Source organism: Kribbella sp. NPDC002412 (assembly GCF_053592935.1).
The window spans coordinates 145436-161200 of the sequence record NZ_JBSFBL010000001.1 but is presented as its reverse complement, the minus strand read 5'-3'; the positions used below and the strand labels follow the sequence as shown (position 1 = coordinate 161200).

Genomic DNA, 15765 nt, shown 5'->3' with positions numbered 1-15765 from the left:
GAGGAGCTACGGCATGGAAGGACACCGCCCGTCCGTTGCCGTCGTCGGCTCGGGGGTTGCCGGGCTGACCGCGGCGTACCTGTTGAGTCGCACCCACGAGGTGACGGTCTTCGAGGCCGACGACCGTCCCGGCGGCCACGCGCACACGCATGACGTCGCCGGTACGGCAGGCCGGACCCATCGGATCGACTCCGGTTTCATCGTCCACAACGAGCGGACCTATCCACACCTGCTCAGGCTGTTTCGTGAGCTCGGCGTCACGACGCGGCCGACGGAGATGTCGATGAGCGTGCACTGCGACGGCTGCGGCCTGGAGTACGCCGGCGGCCGGGGTGCCGCGTCGATCGCGGGCCGACAGCTCGCCGATCCCCGCTTCGTCCGGATGCTGACCGAGGTACGGCGCTTCCACCGTGCAGCCCGCCGCCTGCTCGCGACACCGGACGACGACCCGACCTGGGCAACGTTCCTCAAGGAGCACCGGTTCTCGTCGTACTTCGTCCGGCACTTCGCGATCCCGCTGGTGTCCTGCGTGTGGTCGTGCGGTTCAGGACCGGCCGGACAGTATCCCGCCCGGTACTTGTTCCGGTTCCTCGACCACCACGGGATGCTGAGCGTCGGTGGATCGCCGACCTGGCGGACAGTCGAGGGCGGGTCGCGGACGTACGTCGACAAGCTCGTCGCGCGGATCGGCGACGTCCGGACGAGTGTTCCGGTGCGCGCCGTACTGCGGCATGCCGACGGCGTCTCGGTGTTCACCGCGAACCGCTGCCTCGACTTCGACCGCGTGGTGCTGGCGACGCATGCGGACGCCGCGCTCGACCTGCTCACCGACGACGCGACGCCGCTCGAGAAGGAATCCCTCGGGGCGTTCAGCTACTCGGTGAACCCGGCCTGGTTGCACACCGACCGGTCCGTCCTGCCCACCACGCGGCGGATGCGGGCCTCGTGGAACTACCGGATGCGTGACTGCCGGAACGACGAGCCGCAGGTGCTGGTGAGCTACTGGATGAACCGGCTGCAGGGCCTGACCGCGGACGACGAGTACCTGGTGACGCTGAATCCGCACGGCTGGGTCGATCCCGCGACGGCGGTGCGCCGGATGACGTACGCGCACCCTGTCTTCACGCCGGAGTCGGTCGCCGCGGGCGCCCGGCTGCGCGATGCCGGCGGGCCTACGCTGGCGTTCGCCGGAGCCCATCTGGGATGGGGATTTCACGAGGATGGCTGCCGTTCCGGCGTTGAGGCGGCGGCCCGATTCGGTGTCCGATGGTGACGGTTCCGCAGGTGCCGGCGATCGTGCCGGGCCACGTGAGCCACACCCGCCGGGTGCCGAAGCGGCACCGGTTCCGCTACCGCACTTACCAGTGGCTCGTCGACATCGATGCCTTGCCGGATCGCGGACCGCTGGCGTCGTTCCGGCGCGGCGACCACCTCGGCGATCCATCGCTGTCGTTGCGGGACAGCGTGGCGGCCTTCGCTCGCGGCGCCGGCGAACTGCTCGAGCCACAAGAACGCGTGCTGATGCTGGCGAACGCGCGCAGCCTCGGCTACGTCTTCAACCCACTCACCGTGTTCTGGTGCCTCACCTCGTCGGGTCAATTGCGCTGGGCAGTCCTCGAGGTGCACAACACGTACGGCGACCGCCACACCTACCTCGCGCGTCCGGGCCGGCCGTCCCTGCGCAAGGACTTCTACGTCTCCCCGTTCTTCACAGTCGACGGCGAGTACGACGTGACGCTTCGCCTCGACCGCGACCGGATCGACGTCGCGATCGACCTGCGGCAGCGCGGACACCGGGTGTTCAGCGCAGCCTTCACGGGCCGGCCGGCGCCGGTCCGGCTCTCGACCGTCCTGGCCGCCGCGCTGGTGCCGTACCAGGTCGCCACCCTGATCCGCGTCCACGGGATCTGGCTCTGGCTACGCCGCCTGCCCGTCGTCCGCCGTACCTCTGCGGAAGGAGTCCGATGACCACGCTGCAATCTGTCGACCGCTGGCCCGGAATCGCCCGGGTTCCGCACAGTCCCGCCCGGGCCGCGATCGCCCTGCAGATCCTGCGCAGAGCGGTCCGTGACCTGCCGGTCACGGTCAGGCTGCCCGACGGTAGCCGGCTCGGCGGTGGCGGACCCGAGCTGGAGATCGTGTCCGATGCGTTCTTCCACCGCGTCGGGCACGATCTGCGGATCGGCTTCGGCGAGGCGTACATGGCGGGGGACTGGCGGGCCGGCCCTGGTTGCGACCTGGCCGACGTGCTGACGGTCTTCGCCCGGCAGCTCACCGGGCTCGTCCCGCCGGTGCTGCAGCGCTTCCGCCGGCTGCTCGAGCCGCCGATTGCCAACGGCAACGATCGGGTCAGGGCCCGGGCCAACGTCGCGCACCACTACGACCTGTCGAACGACCTGTTCGCGACGTTTCTCGACCCGACCATGAGCTACTCGGCGGCGATGTTCGCCGCCGGTGACACGCTGGAGCAGGCCCAGCGGCGCAAGATCGACAGCATCCTCGACCTGGCCGGGGTGCGATCCGGGGCGAAGGTGCTGGAGATCGGCACCGGCTGGGGACAGCTCGCCATCCAGGCGGCCGCCCGCGGGGCCGACGTACGGACGATCACCCTGTCCGCCGAGCAGCGCGACCTCGCCCGCCGGCGGATCGCCGCGGCCGGCGTCCGGGCAGAGGTCGAGTTGTGCGACTACCGCGACGTCGACGGCCGGTACGACGCCGTGGTCAGCGTCGAGATGATCGAGGCGGTGGGGGAGCGGTACTGGCCGGCGTACTTCGCGACGGTGGACAGGCTGCTCGCGCCCGGCGGGCGGTTCGGGCTGCAGTCGATCACGATGCCGCACGACCGGATGCTCGCCACCCGGCACACCCAGGGGTGGATCCAGCAGTACATCTTCCCCGGCGGGCTGATCCCGTCGATCGAGGCGATCGCGGCGGCGTCGGGAAGGCTGGAGATCGTCGAGCGGCTGGACTTCGGAGCCGACTACGCGCGCACGCTCCGGCTGTGGCGGGAGCGGTTCGCGGCGCGGACGGGCGTGGTCGCCAAGCTCGGGTTCGACGCGGTGTTCCGGCGGATGTGGGAGTTCTACCTGGCGTACTCGGAAGCGGGTTTCCGGTCCGGGTACCTGGGAGTCTCGCAGTTCGCCATGGGCCGGCAACAGTGCGGAGGATGAGGTCGATGGAGCTGACTGGTCGCCGTACCTGGATCGTCGGGGCGTCGTCGGGGATCGGCGCCGCGCTGGCCTTTGAACTCGCGGATCGTGGTGCGCGGGTGGCGGTGTCGGCGCGTCGTGCCGAGAAGCTGAAGGAGGTCGCGGGCGGGCGGATGGCGGTGGTCCCTGTCGATGTCACCGACATCGACGCGGTCCGGCTGGCCGCGGAGCAGGTCGTCGAGGAGCTCGGCGGGCTCGACATCGTCGTCCTGAGCGCCGGCTACTGGGAGCAGATGGAGACGTTCGACGCCGAGTCGTTCCAGCGTCATCTCGACGTCAACCTCTCCGGCATGGCGCACTGCCTGGACGCGGTGATCCCACTGCTGCGGGAGGCGCGGGCGGGCGTGATCGTCGGGATCGCGTCGGTGGCCGGCTATCGCGGGCTGCCCGGTGCGGAGGCGTACGGCGCGACCAAGGCCGCGCAGATCAACTTGCTCGAAGCTCTCCGGGTCGGCCTGCGGCGGGACGGGATCAACGTCGTCACCGTCTGCCCGGGATTCGTCGACACCGAGATGACTCGGGCGAACAGCTTCCCGATGCCGTTCATCATCTCCTCCGAGCGAGCCGCGCAGGAGATCGCCGACGGCATCGAAGGCCGCCGTACCCGCATCACCTTTCCCTGGCAGATGGCGTGGCTGGCCCGGCTGGGAAAGCTGGTCCCGGACGACCTCTGGACACGGCTGCTTGGCCGCTAGCTGTGCCACCGTACGTGCGTGGGGATCAGCAGTCAGATCGTCACCGAGCCCGGCGGACCGCTCGGCCGGATCTGGAGTGCGGAGTGTGACAGCCCGACCGGGTTCAGCTCGCTGGCGTGGGTGAACCCGGGCTCCGGGTTCGCCCGGATCGGCGGCACCTGGGCGGTCGCCCGGCTCGTACACACCTACACGCCGTGAGCCTCGGCGTGGGCCAAGGCGCTGGGGGAGAGGCGGCCGACGATGGCCGGGGCCTCCTGGATCAGGGTGTCGTCGGTGAGGGCCTCGACCATGAAGAGGGCGTAGTCCACGCGCCGGGTCAGGTTGCTGGCGAGAACCGGGTCGCCGACGTGGTGGCTCCACACCGGTAGGCCCTGGCTCTCGCCTTCCTCGAGGTCGCTCCCGCGGACGACAGTCCACTTCCGGTCGCTCGCGAAGATCCGCCGGCACGCCTCCACCTGGTCGTCGATCTCGATCGCACGGACCAGCCGCGCCAGCCAGGTGACGACCCGGACCATGAGCCGGAAGCGCCGGGAGTACTGGTCCTGGCCGTCCCGGGTGATGTGCCAGCCGCAGGAGAACACCAGCCGCGCCTCCGGGTCGGCGTAGTCGAGAACCGCCTGCGCCGTACCTGACGAGTACTGCTGCACGCCCCACGGGACCAGCACGGTCAGTACGCCGTCGCAGCCGTCGACCGCCTTGCGGACCACCTCCCGGTCGTTCGTCGGCCCCGGCACGATCGTGATCCGGTCCGCGAACTCGGCCAGCTTCGGGACGCTGCGTTCGCGGCAGACGCCGACCACCTCGTAGCCGCGGTCGAGCGCGTGCCGAACCATGTACCGCCCGAGCTTCCCCGACGCGCCGACGATGCAGATCCTCATGTCCCCACCTGCCCCCTGATCAGACTTACGGTGTAAGTCAGCGTAGACTTACACTGTAAGTCGGTCAAGGAGGGGACGGATGCGCCGGACGGGAGCGAAGCGGGAGCCGCTCAGCCGGGAGCGGGTGGTCGCGGTCGCGCTGGCGCTTGCCGACGAGAAGGGGGCGGCCGGGGTCAGCATGCGGGCGATCGCCGCGCAACTGGGCGTCGAGGCGATGTCGCTCTACAACCACGTCGCCGGCCGCGAGGACATCCTGGACGGGATGGTCGACGCGGTGTTCGGTGAGATCGACCTGCCGACCCCGACGGCGCCGGACTGGAAAGCGGCGATGCGGGACCGGGCCGCCTCGTCGCGCGCGGTGCTTCGGCGTCATCCGTGGGCCGTCGGCCTGATGGACTCCCGCAGCCGTCCCGGCCCGGCGACCTTGCGCCACCATGACGCCGTCCTCGGCGCCCTGCGCGCGGGCGGCTTCTCCGTCGCGATGGCAGTTCACGCCTTCTCGGTGATCGACAGCTACCTGTACGGCTACGTCATCCAGGAGTTGAGCCTGCCCCTGCCGAGCCCGGCCGACCTGGACGAGGTCGCCGCCGACCTCCTCCGCGACCTGCCGGCCGACACGTACCCACACCTCACCGAGGTCATCACCCAGCACGCCCTCAGCTCGGACTACGACCACACCACCGAGTTCGACTTCGGCCTCGCCCTCATCCTCGACGCCCTGCAGCCCGACGAGCGCTGATCAGCTCCGACGAGCGGCGTCACAGATCGGCGCGCTACCTGGTCCTCACTTGTGAGCAACCGATCTGAGCCTTGGCCGGGGAGGCGAGTCATGAGTCATGCACACGGGTTGGCTGCCTTGCCACAGCCGGTGGCGGTGGCACTTGGCGGTGGCGGGGTGCTCGGCGCAGCGCATGTGGGCGTCGGCTACGCGCTCGAGCAGCACGGATTCGTCCCGGACCTGATCGTCGGTACGTCGGTGGGCGCCCTCACCGGCGCGATCGCGGCAGCCCACCCGGACCGGGCCGCGCCCTGGCTGGACGAGGTGTGGACCCACCTGCGTCGCCGGGATGTGTTCCCGTTCGGCTACCTGTCCTCCCAGCGGTCCGCCATCTTCAACGACCGTGGCCTGCGCCGGCTGATCGCGCAGGCCGAGCTGCCGTCGCGGATCGAGGAGTTGCCGATCCCGTTCACCGCGGTGGCCATGGACCTGGTCACCGGCGCGGAGATCCGGATCGACCACGGCGACCTCGAATCGGCGCTGCTCGCCAGCGCGGCCATTCCCGGCGCCTTGCCGCCGGTGATCCGCGAGGGCCGGACGCTCGTCGACGGCGGGGTGATCGCGTACGTCCCGGTCCGTGCGGCCGAGGCCGCCGGAGCGGCCAGCCTGGTGGTGTTGTCGACCGGTCCGGCGAGCTGGCCGGTGACACCGACGCTCCCGCGCAGGCGTCCCGGTGCGATCGCCGCGCGGGCCGCCAACCTGCAGGTGCATCATCAGATCGAGGTCGACCTGCACGACGTCGCGCGGCGGATCCCGACCGTCGTGCTGCCGACCGGAATCGACACCTGGCCGGCGCCCTGGGACTTCAGCCATTCGCAGCGACTGATCGGCACCGCGTCCGTCACCGCAGCGAGCTTCCTGGACCAGCTGCACATCACCGGGCCCGGCCTCTACCGAGCCGACGACACAACGGTGGCACCACCGACAGCGGTCAGATCTTGAAGCCGGCAGCGCGGGCCTCGCTGAGCGCGATCGCTTCCTGCAGCGCAGCCAGGATGTAGCGCGGGACCTTCAGTCCTTGCCGCTCGGCCCAGAGCAGTTCGCGTTCCACCCGGCTCACCTGCCGCGCGACCTCCAGCAGGTCGCGGTCGAACTCGAGGGCCCGGGCGACGTCGCCGAAGTCGGCCCGCTGCGTGCGGTTGTTCACGCCGACGAGGTCGAACGACCGGCGGCGCAGGATCCGCGCGAGCTGGAGCTGCCAGTCGCTCAGGCCTTCCTCGCCGACCAGCACCTCGGCCGACATCCGGTAGAACGCGAAATGCCCTGGTTCCTGCCGCTTGATCGGCGCGACGACGGTCTCCGCGATCGCGTCCTCACCCATCCCGCGCAGTCCGTCGACCAGCCGCGAGTACGCGATCACCGCCGACCGCTCGGTGGCCGCGCCGGTCAGGTAGTACAGCAGCCGGATCACGCCGAGCATGCCGGGCAGGTGCGAGAGTACGCCGAGCAGCTTCATCCCCCCGCTGACCGACACGTCGATGTCGGCGGGCGTCATCCCGAAACCCTGCTGGACGGCGTCCAGCAGGATGCCGTGCTGGAGCTCCTGCGGTGACCAGACATCCTGGTAGAACAGCCGGTCGACCTCGGTCGCATCGGGCATCAGCGCGCGCAGCTCGAGCACGTTCCGCTCCACCTCGAGCTCGACCCGGGTCAGGTAGTTGAACACCCCGCCGTACCGCTGCCGCACCTGGTCGGGGTCCTTGATCGTCAGGTCGGCGGCGTCGAGGGACAACGGCGGGTGCTCCGCCGCGAACGTCTCGACGAACCGCCGCAGACCGTCCCGGGAAGCCCGCCGGGGCACGGCGCCGCGGCCGTCCCGGACCTGCACGTGGGTCATACCTGTTCTCCTTCGTGGGCGGCTCGTTGCTTTGCGCAAGCAACGACGTACGCCGGTCGCGGGCAGGCGTCATCCACAAGGACCGGGCAGGCCGGCGCGGTGTGACATCCGGCCGGTGCTGTCACATCTCGCGGCGGTGCGCGGACTTACTTGATGAGCCGACCCGAACGCGGCCGGCTGTCCATCGCACGGAAACGGACAGATCCATGACGAATCCCCTGACTCGCCGCCCCAAAAGACACGGGCGCACTGTGGCCTTCCTGCTCACCGCGGCCGCGCTCGCCCTGGCGAGCTTCAACCCGGTGCAGAGCGCTGCCGGCGAGCAGCGCGGGACGAAGCCGACCATCGTGCTGGTGCACGGTTCCTGGGCGGACGGCTCGAGCTGGAACCGCGTCACCGAGCGGCTGCAGGACGACGGCTACACGGTCCGCGCGATTCCCAACAACCTGCGCTCGGTAGCGGGTGACGCGGCGTCGGTGCGCACGTTCCTGCAGACCGTGCCGGGACCGGTCGTGCTGGTCGGTCACTCGTACGGCGGTTTCGTGATCACCAACGCGGCCACCGGACTGCCGAACGTCAAGGCGCTCGTGTATGTCAACGCCTTCGCGCCGGAGGCCGGCGAGACCCCGTTCCAGCTCGTGGGGCCGGACTCGGCGCTGGCAGTCGAGCCGACGACCATCTTCGACTTCGCGCCCGCGACGTTGCCGCCGACGGCGACCACCGACGTGTACCTCAAGCGGTCGACCGTGTTCGCCTCGTTCGCGACCGGGCTGAGCTCCGACGAGAAGGATCTCGTCTTCGCGACCCAGCGACCGGGCGCACTGGGAGCGCTCAACGAGCCGTCCGCAACCCCGGCCTGGAAGACGATCCCGTCCTGGAGCGCGATCGGCACCAAGGACCAGATCATCCCGGCCAGTGCCCAGCGGATGATGTCCCAGCGGGCCGGCGCCAAGATCACCGAGTACGACGCGGGGCACCTCGGCCTGATGTCCCACCCCGGCACCGTCACCAACGTGATCAAGCAGGCCGCGCGTAGCTAGGCCGACGCTGTACCTGGTGGCAGCAGGGTGGCGATCTCCCGGCGGGACGTGATGCCCAGCTTGGCGAACACCTTGCGCAGATGCCATTCCACCGTGTGCGGGCTGATGAACAACCGGGCGCCGATCTCGGGGTTCGTCAGCCCGTCGGCGGCCAGGCGCGCGATCTGCGCCTCCTGCGCCGTCAGCGCCTCGACCGTCGCGACGACCGGCTTGCGCACCGCCGCGCCGGTGGCCTGCAGTTCGCGACGCGCGCGTTCCGCGAATCCTTCCGCTCCGAAGCCGGTCAGCATCTCGTGTGCCGCGCCGAGCTGCGCGCGGGCATCGACCCGGCGGTTCTCGCGGCGCAGCCACTCGCCGTAGCAGAGCCGGACGCGGGCAAGCTGCATCCGGACCTCCGTGGCAGCGAACTGCTCGATCGCCTCCCGGTACGAGTCCTCGGCTGCCGGGCCTTCGCTCACCAGCGCACGGGCGAAGGCCGCGCTGCCGAGGGCCCAGCCGGTGCCAGTGGTCTGGGCCATCTCGCCGAGGGTGCGGACCGCGTCCGCCGGTCGTCCGAGTCGTGCAGCGGCCTCGGCGAGTTCGACCAATGCATGAAGGGACAGCCCGAGCTCCTGCGGGTTCGCGCTGGCGCGCTTCGCGGCCGGGTAGGCCTCGTCGTACCGGCCGAGACCGTTGTAGAGCACCGCGGCTGCCCATTGGGTGTCGGCCAGCACCTTGTCGTGGCCACGGACCGCGGTCAGCCGCTCGGTGATCGTCGTGATCGCCTGCTGGGTCTGGGCTTCGCGGCCTCGCCACGGTTCGAGGTACATCGGCCCGTAGTGAGGCCAGAAGCCGCTGCCGGTCGCTTCGCCGACCGCCCGCACCTCCTCGGCGAGCGATGCTGCGGTAGTGAGATCACCTGCGAGCGCCCGGTTCGCGAGGCGAAGGAGGAGCGCCGGCGCCAGCACGGGCAGCGTGCCGGTCGCGCGGGCCACGTCGACCAGCACCGACGAAAGCGCGGACCAACTCTCGAAGTCCCAGACGTCCGTCGCCAACCGGCCGGCGAGTTGGTACCAGCCGAGCACCTCCTGCTTCGACTGCCCGTCGGTGCGTAAGCCGGCCAGAGCCTGCAGCACTATCGGCGCCCCGGTCGCGTACCCCGCTGTGGTGATGCGCGCCAGGCCTTCCAGGAGCAGCACGTGACGCATCGGCTGGCCGGGTTTGGGTGCGTTCAGCACCGATTCGGCTACCTCGGTGGACAGTCCGCCGCCGGACAGCGAGGTGACGATCGCCTCGCGGTAGGTCACCAGGGCGAGTCCGGGGTCGAGCACCTCGAGTCGCTCGGCCGCGTCGAGGAACAGTGGCAAGGCGACGGTCATGCCTCTGGTGAGGGCCGAGATCCGGCCGCGGAGCAACGTCAGCCTCACGGTGCCGAGCTCATCGAGCGGGCTCAGTTCCGCCGTGCCCGCCAACGCGAGCCCGGCCTCGAACGCGCCGGCCTCGAACTTGGCCTGGGCGGCGGCCAAGGTCCGGGCCCCTCGGCGGGCCGGGTCGGGAGTCAGCTCGGCAGCGCGATCGAGGAACGCGGCTGCGGCCGCGACGCCGCCGCGGGACTGGGCGCGGTCCGCCGACCGCTCCAACTCGGCCGCCACCGCTTCATTCGGTCCCGCCGCCGCGCGGGCCAGGTGCCATGCCCGGCGGTCGGGGTCGAGCTCGGGGTCGGTCTCCTCCGCCAGCGCGTGGTGGATCTCGCGGCGTTCGAACAGGTTCGCCGCACGGTAGGCCGCCGAGCGGACGAGCGGATGCCGGAAGCGGACCCGGGTGCCGAAGGTGATCAACCCGGACGCCTCGGCCTTGGCCGCAGCGGTATCCACGGGGATCCCCAGTCGCTCGGCCGCGCCACAGCAACGTCACGTCGCCGACCGGCTCGGCCGCCGCGGTGATCAGCAGGCGCTGGGTCTCGGTCGGCAGCAACTGGACGCGGCGGAGGAAGCCCTGCTCCAGCTGGCTGGACAACGGTGGCGCGTCGGGCCGGACGAAGCCGCCGGCGATCTCCGCCACGGCCAGCCCGCGGGGGAGCTCGATCAGGGCCAGCGGGTTGCCCCCGGTCTCGGCGACGATGCGGTCGCGGACCCGCTCGTCGAGCGGGCCGGCGACGACCGACGCGAGCAGGGTGCGCGAGTCGCTGTCGGACAACCCCGTGAGGTGCAGCTCGGGGAGACCAGGGAACGTCTCGCCGGGACTGGGATCCCGGACGGCGACGACGAGCAGGATCGACTCGGCCAGCAACCGGCGCGCGACGAACTGCAAGGTCTGGGCCGAGGCGTGGTCCAGCCACTGCGCGTCGTCGATCAGGCACACCAGCGGTTGGTTGCCACCGGCATCCGCGAGCAGGCTCAACGTGGCCAGGCCGACCAGGAACCGGCTGGGTGGCTCACCGTCGTGGAGACCGAACGCTGTGGCGAGCGCGTCGCGTTGCGGTCCGGGCAGGCGGTCCAGACCGGTCAGCAGTGGAGCGCAGAGTTGGTGTAGACCGGCGTACGAGAGCTCCATCTCCGACTGGACACCCGCGACCCGGACGACACGGCATCCGGTGGACTGCGCGCGGAGGTACGTCAGCAGCGCGGTCTTGCCGATGCCTGCCTCGCCGCGCAGCACCAGGGCCGCGCTCTGCCCGGCCCTTGCGTCGGCCAGCAACTCGTCGAGGGCCTGGCGCTCGTCCCGCCGCCCTAGGAGTCCGGCTCCCGAACCTCTCGTCGCCACGGCGCCCCCACTGGTCGATAGGCATCCTAGCCGCTGCGGTACGGCGAATCCCGTCACTGTGCGCGATCGCCGTACTGCTTGCCCTGGGCAACGTCACACTCGGTTGCCTTGCCCGGTCTTTGGGGGTGGACACAGACGCTTCAAGGGAAGGACGACCTGATGACGAAGCACATCCTGGAGGAGGCGGCGCAAGGGATCGCCGACGCGACCTCGAACCCGCCGTTCCTGTACCAGCTGTCGAAGGAGGAGGCCCGGAAGGTCCTGGACGACCTCCAGGCCGCTCCGATCGACAAGCCGGCCGTCGACGACCGGTGGATCACCGTGCCGGCCGAGGTCGGCGACGTACGGGTCCGGATCGTCACGCCGGTGGGCGCCGAAGGGCCGCTGCCCACGATCTTGTACATCCACGGCGGCGGCTGGATCCTCGGCAACGCGGGCACCCACGACCGGCTGGTCCGCGAGCTGTCCGTCGGCGTCGGGGCCGCGGTCGTGTTCGTCGAGTACGACCGCTCGCCGGAGGTGCAGTACCCGGTCGCGATCGAGCAGGCGTACGCGACGGCGCAGTGGATCACCGCGCACGGCCGCGACGAGGGCCTGGACCCGAGCCGGCTGGTGATCGCGGGCGACTCGGTCGGCGGCAACATGACCGCGGCGGTGACCATCCTGGCCAAGCAGCGCGGGGACGTCACCTTCGTGCACCAGTCGCTGTACTACCCGGTGACCGACGCCGCGCAGGACACCGACAGCTACCGCGAGTTCGCCGATGGACCGTTCCTGACCGCCAAGGGGATGGCCTGGTTCTGGGACGCGTACCTGCCGGACCACACCCGGCGTGGCGAGATCACCGCGTCGCCGCTGCGGGCCGGGCTGGACGAGCTCGCCGGGCTGCCGGAGGCGTTCGTGATCGTCGACGAGAACGACGTACTTCGTGACGAGGGCGAGGCGTACGCGCGCAAGCTGACCGAGGCCGGGGTCCGCACGACGAGCGTGCGGTACAACGGCACGATCCACGACTTCATGATGCTGAACCCGTTGCGTGAGTCCGCGGCCGTCGCCGGTGCGGTGGAGCAGGCGATCCACGTGCTCCGCAAGGCGCTCGACGTCAAGTAGTCAGACCGCCGAGACCGGGCTCGCGGCGCCGATCAGGGTCGCGTTGAGCTGTTTGCGCGACGTGACGGCCAGCTTGGTGAACACCTTGCGGAGATGCCATTCCACGGTGTGGTGACTGAGGAACAGCTGGCTGCCGATCTCGTGGTTCGTGAGCCCGTCGGCGGCCAGCTGGGCGATCTGCGCTTCTTGCGCGGTGAGCAGGTCGCGCGTGTCCACCTGCCGCCGCCGCGCGGTCGCTCCGGTCGCGACGAGCTCCTGACGGGCCCGTTCGGCGAACGCCTTCGCACCCATATCGCCAAAGCTGTCGTAGGCGACGCGCAGGTGGAACCGGGCATCCTGACGACGCTGCTCGCGACGTAACCATTCGCCGTACACCAGGTGCGCACGCGCCAGGTGTACGGCGACTCGCGTACGGCCGAGCCGCTCGATCGCCTCGCGGTAGAGGGCGTCGGCGGCCGGGCCCTCGGTGAGCAGTGCCTTCGAGCGGGCCAGGACGCCGAGACCCCAGTCGGTCCCGGCCGCGCCGGCATGGTGCTCGAGCTGTTGCAACGCCTCGGCTGCCGTCCCCTGCGCGTTGCTGCGGGCTGCGGCCTCGACGAGCTCGGCCAGAGACCAGCCGTAGAACCCCAGGTCCTCCTGCTCGCAGGCTCGGCGGGCTGCTTCGAGGGCGACGTCGTACCGGGAGAGACCGTTGTAGAGCACGGCGGTCACGCACTCGGCCAAGGCCAGCGCGCGGCCTTCACCGCGCTCGGTCGCGTCCTTGACGCCGGCCTCGATCGTCCGCAGGGCCGCGTCCTCCTCACCGCGCCAGGCGGCGAGCATCAGGCGGGTGTAGCGCAGCGGCGCGCTGCCGGTCGCGGCGGCGATCGCGTCGGACTCGGCGACGAGCGCCGCCGCCTGAGTGAATTCTCCGGCGTGCAGGTGGACGCCGGCCCGATACGACAGCGCGACCGGAAGGACGCCGAGGGCGCCGAGCCCGCGGCCGAGTTCGACAGCGCGGGCGGCCAGGTCATGCCAGGCCTCGTCGTCCCAGAGCTCCGGCGCGATCGGCTCGGGCGCGACCGGGCAGGCCAGCCACAGCCAGTGCTCGAGCCTGGCCTCACCGAGGCTGGCGTCCTCGCGCAGGGCGTGCAGAGCCTTCCGCAGTGGCTGTACGGCGGCGGCGTACCCCTCGGTGAATCGGGTCGCGACCCCATCCAGGAGAAGGTCCATGGCACCCGGCGCGCCCGCGGCCGGACGAGCGACGCACGCTGCCTCGGCTGCCTTCACGACGTCGCCGAGCCGGCCGCCGAAGATGGCGGCGCCGAGCGCTTCCAGGTACGCCTCCCGCGCCAACGGGTCGCCGAGGTCCTCGAGCCGGTTGGCGGCGTCGAGGAGCAACGGCCCGGCGTCGCTGCCGCGCCGGCGAGTGAAGAGGATCTGGGCCCGCAACCACGCGAGGTGCGCGCTCTGGAGATCGTCCATCGGGCCGATCTCCGCGGTCGCGAGCAGGTCGTAGGCGGCATCCGGTTCGCCGGCCCGGAACTTGGTGGTGGCGGCGGCCAGCGCTCGCTCGGCACGCCGTACCGGATCCGGGGTCAGCTCGGCGGCGCGCTCCAGGAACGCCGCCGCGGCCGCGAGACCACCGCGGGCCCGGGCGCGCTCGGCTGCGCTCTCCAGTTCGGCGGCCACCGGCTCGTCGAGCCCGACCGCGGCGTGCGCCCGGTGCCAAGCTCGGCGATCAGGATCCACCGCCGCGTCGGTGGCCTCGGCCAAGGCGCGGTGCACGGTGCGCTTGTCCGCCAGCGGAGCGTCCCGGTAGACGACCGTGCGGATCAGCGGATGCCGGAACCGCACGCGGGCTCCGACGTCGATCAGGTCGGCCGACTCCGCCGGCGCGGCTGCGTCGGGACCGATCCCGAGCCGCTGGACCGCCCGCCACAGCAGTGCGGCGTCACCGATCGGCTCGGCCGCGGCGGTCAGCAGCAGCAGTCGGGTCTCAGGTGGCAGCGGTTGGAGGCGCCTGCGGAAGCCTTCCTCGATCCGGCTGGTGAGCGCCCGCGGGTCCGGTGCGTCGGGAAGCCCGAAGCCACCGGCCAACTGTCCGGCCGACAGGCTGCGAGGCAATTCGATGAGCGCCAGCGGATTGCCGTGGGTCTCGGCGACGAACCGGTCCCGGACGCGCTCGTCCACGACACCCGTGATCGCCGTGTCCAGCAGGGCGCGGGCATCGCTGAAGTCGAGACCCTTCACGACGAGCTCGGGCAGGCCGCTGAGCTCGTCGTGCTCAGCTGGTTCCCGGACGGCGAAGACCAGCGCGACCCGCTCGGCCAGCAGCCGGCGGGCCACGAATGCAAGGGTCTGGGCGGACACCCGGTCCAGCCATTGGGCGTCGTCGACCAGGCAGATCAGCGGTTTGTCCTCGGCGGCGTCGGTCAGCAGGTTCAGCATCGCGACGCCGACCTGGAAACGGTCCGGGGGATCACCTGGGGCCAGGCCGAACGCCGTACCGAGGGCGTCGTACCGGAGGTCGGTCGAGCGGTCCCTCAGCTGGGCGTACAGCTGGTGCAGGCCGCCGTACGCCAGTTCCAGCTCAGCCTCGACACCGGCCGCTCGCACGACTCGGCATGCTGACGAGTGGGCCTGCACGTAGTCGAGCAGGGCGGTCTTGCCGATCCCGGCCTCGCCACGGAGGACGAGCGCAGCACTCTGTCCGGCTCGCAGACCGGCCACGAGCCGGTCGAGAGTCGCGCGCTCGCGCTGCCGGCCTTGCAGCTGAATCCCCATCGCCCCACCGCCCAATGACCGAGCCTAAGCCGCGGGCGGTGGGGTGGCAAAGAGCCTCAGGCTGCCAGGTCGGCGGCCAGCACCTCCTCCAGGCCGGCGAGCTCACCGGCGTGGGCGGCGTTGCGGAACGCCTGCAGGAAGGGCTCGTGGGAGGCCGGGTTCGGCAGCGATCGGCCGCCGGCGGTGAGATGCACGCGGGCCCGGCTGACCAGCTGCCTGGCGTTGGCCACTCCGACCTGGAGACACTCTGAGATCTGCCGGTACGGATAGCCGAACGCCTCCCGGAGCACGTAGGCAGCGCGTTCGCTCGGCGTCAGCTTCGTCATCATGAGCTGCACGGCCTCCTCGACCGCTTCGCTGCGTTCGGCCCGGGCGGCCGGGTCGTCGCTCGCGTCGGCCGTCTCGGGGATCCAGCGATCGACCAGGGTCTCGTGGCGCCGCCGGGCGGACTGGCTGACGTTGATGGCGAGCCGGACGGTCATCGTCGCCAGCAGCGCGTTCGGGTTCGTGACGACCGCGCGGTCCGTGTTCTGCCAGCGCAGCCAGGTCTCCTGGACGACGTCCTCGGCCTCGGCGGTGTTGCCGAGGATGCGGTACGCGATCGCCATCAGCCGGGGCCGCACCTCGACGAACGTCGCCAGTGCCTCGTCCAGGTCCGACAGGTTCTCCTTCACTCTTCCGGCCTTCCTCCGCTGTGGAACTGTCTTCCC

General features: G+C 71.0%; 15 protein-coding genes. 9 read left to right on the top strand and 6 right to left on the bottom strand.

Going from position 1 to position 15765, the window contains the following annotated elements; genetic code table 11:
• The first annotated feature begins 13 nt into the window (after positions 1-13).
• The 5 genes from ACWCOV_RS00820 to ACWCOV_RS00800 are packed head-to-tail and all read left to right on the top strand — an operon-like array spanning position 14 to position 4102.
• A complete protein-coding gene (locus ACWCOV_RS00820; RefSeq protein WP_449827116.1) occupies positions 14-1273 on the top strand; it encodes an NAD(P)/FAD-dependent oxidoreductase in 1260 nt (419 codons plus the stop codon).
• Positions 1267-1968, top strand: a complete 702-nt coding sequence (locus tag ACWCOV_RS00815; RefSeq protein WP_449827115.1) for a DUF1365 domain-containing protein — start codon at positions 1267-1269, stop codon at positions 1966-1968. The genes ACWCOV_RS00820 and ACWCOV_RS00815 overlap by 7 nt, the downstream gene beginning before the upstream one ends.
• Positions 1965-3170 (top strand): class I SAM-dependent methyltransferase, encoded by a 1206-nt coding sequence (locus ACWCOV_RS00810; protein WP_449827114.1) that lies wholly within the window; start codon positions 1965-1967, stop codon positions 3168-3170. Before ACWCOV_RS00815 ends, ACWCOV_RS00810 begins: the two co-directional genes overlap by 4 nt.
• A gap of 5 nt (positions 3171-3175) precedes the next feature.
• The gene (locus ACWCOV_RS00805; protein ID WP_449827113.1) at positions 3176-3904 is read left to right on the top strand and encodes an SDR family NAD(P)-dependent oxidoreductase; all 729 of its coding nucleotides are present in this window, start codon (positions 3176-3178) and stop codon (positions 3902-3904) included.
• A gap of 18 nt (positions 3905-3922) precedes the next feature.
• Positions 3923-4102, top strand: a complete 180-nt coding sequence (locus tag ACWCOV_RS00800; protein WP_449827112.1) for a hypothetical protein — start codon at positions 3923-3925, stop codon at positions 4100-4102.
• On the opposite strand, the gene ACWCOV_RS00795 is transcribed toward ACWCOV_RS00800, so the two are convergent.
• Positions 4090-4782 (bottom strand): NAD(P)-dependent oxidoreductase, encoded by a 693-nt coding sequence (locus ACWCOV_RS00795; protein ID WP_449827111.1) that lies wholly within the window; start codon positions 4780-4782, stop codon positions 4090-4092. The two genes, ACWCOV_RS00800 and ACWCOV_RS00795, sit on opposite strands and share 13 nt — an antisense overlap.
• A 79-nt stretch (positions 4783-4861) precedes the next feature.
• Between ACWCOV_RS00795 and ACWCOV_RS00790 the strand changes: the two genes are divergently transcribed.
• Positions 4862-5521: a TetR/AcrR family transcriptional regulator gene (locus ACWCOV_RS00790; protein ID WP_449827110.1), complete on the top strand. Its 660-nt coding sequence runs from the start codon at positions 4862-4864 to the stop codon at positions 5519-5521.
• A gap of 90 nt (positions 5522-5611) precedes the next feature.
• The gene (locus ACWCOV_RS00785; protein ID WP_449827109.1) at positions 5612-6502 is read left to right on the top strand and encodes a patatin-like phospholipase family protein; all 891 of its coding nucleotides are present in this window, start codon (positions 5612-5614) and stop codon (positions 6500-6502) included.
• Here ACWCOV_RS00785 and ACWCOV_RS00780 read toward each other — a convergent pair.
• Positions 6492-7397 carry a GTP-binding protein LepA gene (locus ACWCOV_RS00780; protein ID WP_449827108.1) on the bottom strand — a complete coding sequence of 302 codons (906 nt, stop codon included), beginning with the start codon at positions 7395-7397 and terminating at the stop codon, positions 6492-6494. The two genes, ACWCOV_RS00785 and ACWCOV_RS00780, sit on opposite strands and share 11 nt — an antisense overlap.
• Before the next feature lie 206 nt (positions 7398-7603).
• Here ACWCOV_RS00780 and ACWCOV_RS00775 point away from each other — a divergent pair, with 206 nt between their 5' ends.
• Positions 7604-8437, top strand: coding sequence for an alpha/beta fold hydrolase (locus tag ACWCOV_RS00775; protein WP_449827107.1), 834 nt, complete (start codon positions 7604-7606; stop codon positions 8435-8437).
• Here ACWCOV_RS00775 and ACWCOV_RS00770 read toward each other — a convergent pair.
• Together ACWCOV_RS00770 and ACWCOV_RS00765 are read right to left on the bottom strand one after the other, a co-directional pair.
• On the bottom strand, positions 8434-8727 hold the full coding sequence (locus ACWCOV_RS00770) for a helix-turn-helix domain-containing protein (RefSeq protein ID WP_449827292.1): 294 nt from the start codon (positions 8725-8727) through the stop codon (positions 8434-8436). The genes ACWCOV_RS00775 and ACWCOV_RS00770 overlap by 4 nt on opposite strands.
• Positions 8728-10072: 1345 nt before the next feature.
• Positions 10073-11179, bottom strand: coding sequence for an AAA family ATPase (locus ACWCOV_RS00765; protein ID WP_449827106.1), 1107 nt, complete (start codon positions 11177-11179; stop codon positions 10073-10075).
• 159 nt (positions 11180-11338) lie between these two features.
• Here ACWCOV_RS00765 and ACWCOV_RS00760 point away from each other — a divergent pair, with 159 nt between their 5' ends.
• The gene (locus ACWCOV_RS00760; protein WP_449827105.1) at positions 11339-12289 is read left to right on the top strand and encodes an alpha/beta hydrolase; all 951 of its coding nucleotides are present in this window, start codon (positions 11339-11341) and stop codon (positions 12287-12289) included.
• Here ACWCOV_RS00760 and ACWCOV_RS00755 read toward each other — a convergent pair whose 3' ends face one another.
• Complete coding sequence (locus ACWCOV_RS00755; RefSeq protein ID WP_449827104.1) at positions 12290-15055, bottom strand: helix-turn-helix transcriptional regulator; 2766 nt, start codon at positions 15053-15055, stop codon at positions 12290-12292.
• Between the two features lie 56 nt (positions 15056-15111).
• The gene (locus tag ACWCOV_RS00750) at positions 15112-15729 is read right to left on the bottom strand and encodes a sigma-70 family RNA polymerase sigma factor (RefSeq protein ID WP_449827103.1); all 618 of its coding nucleotides are present in this window, start codon (positions 15727-15729) and stop codon (positions 15112-15114) included.
• Between the last annotated feature and the right edge of the window lie 36 nt (positions 15730-15765).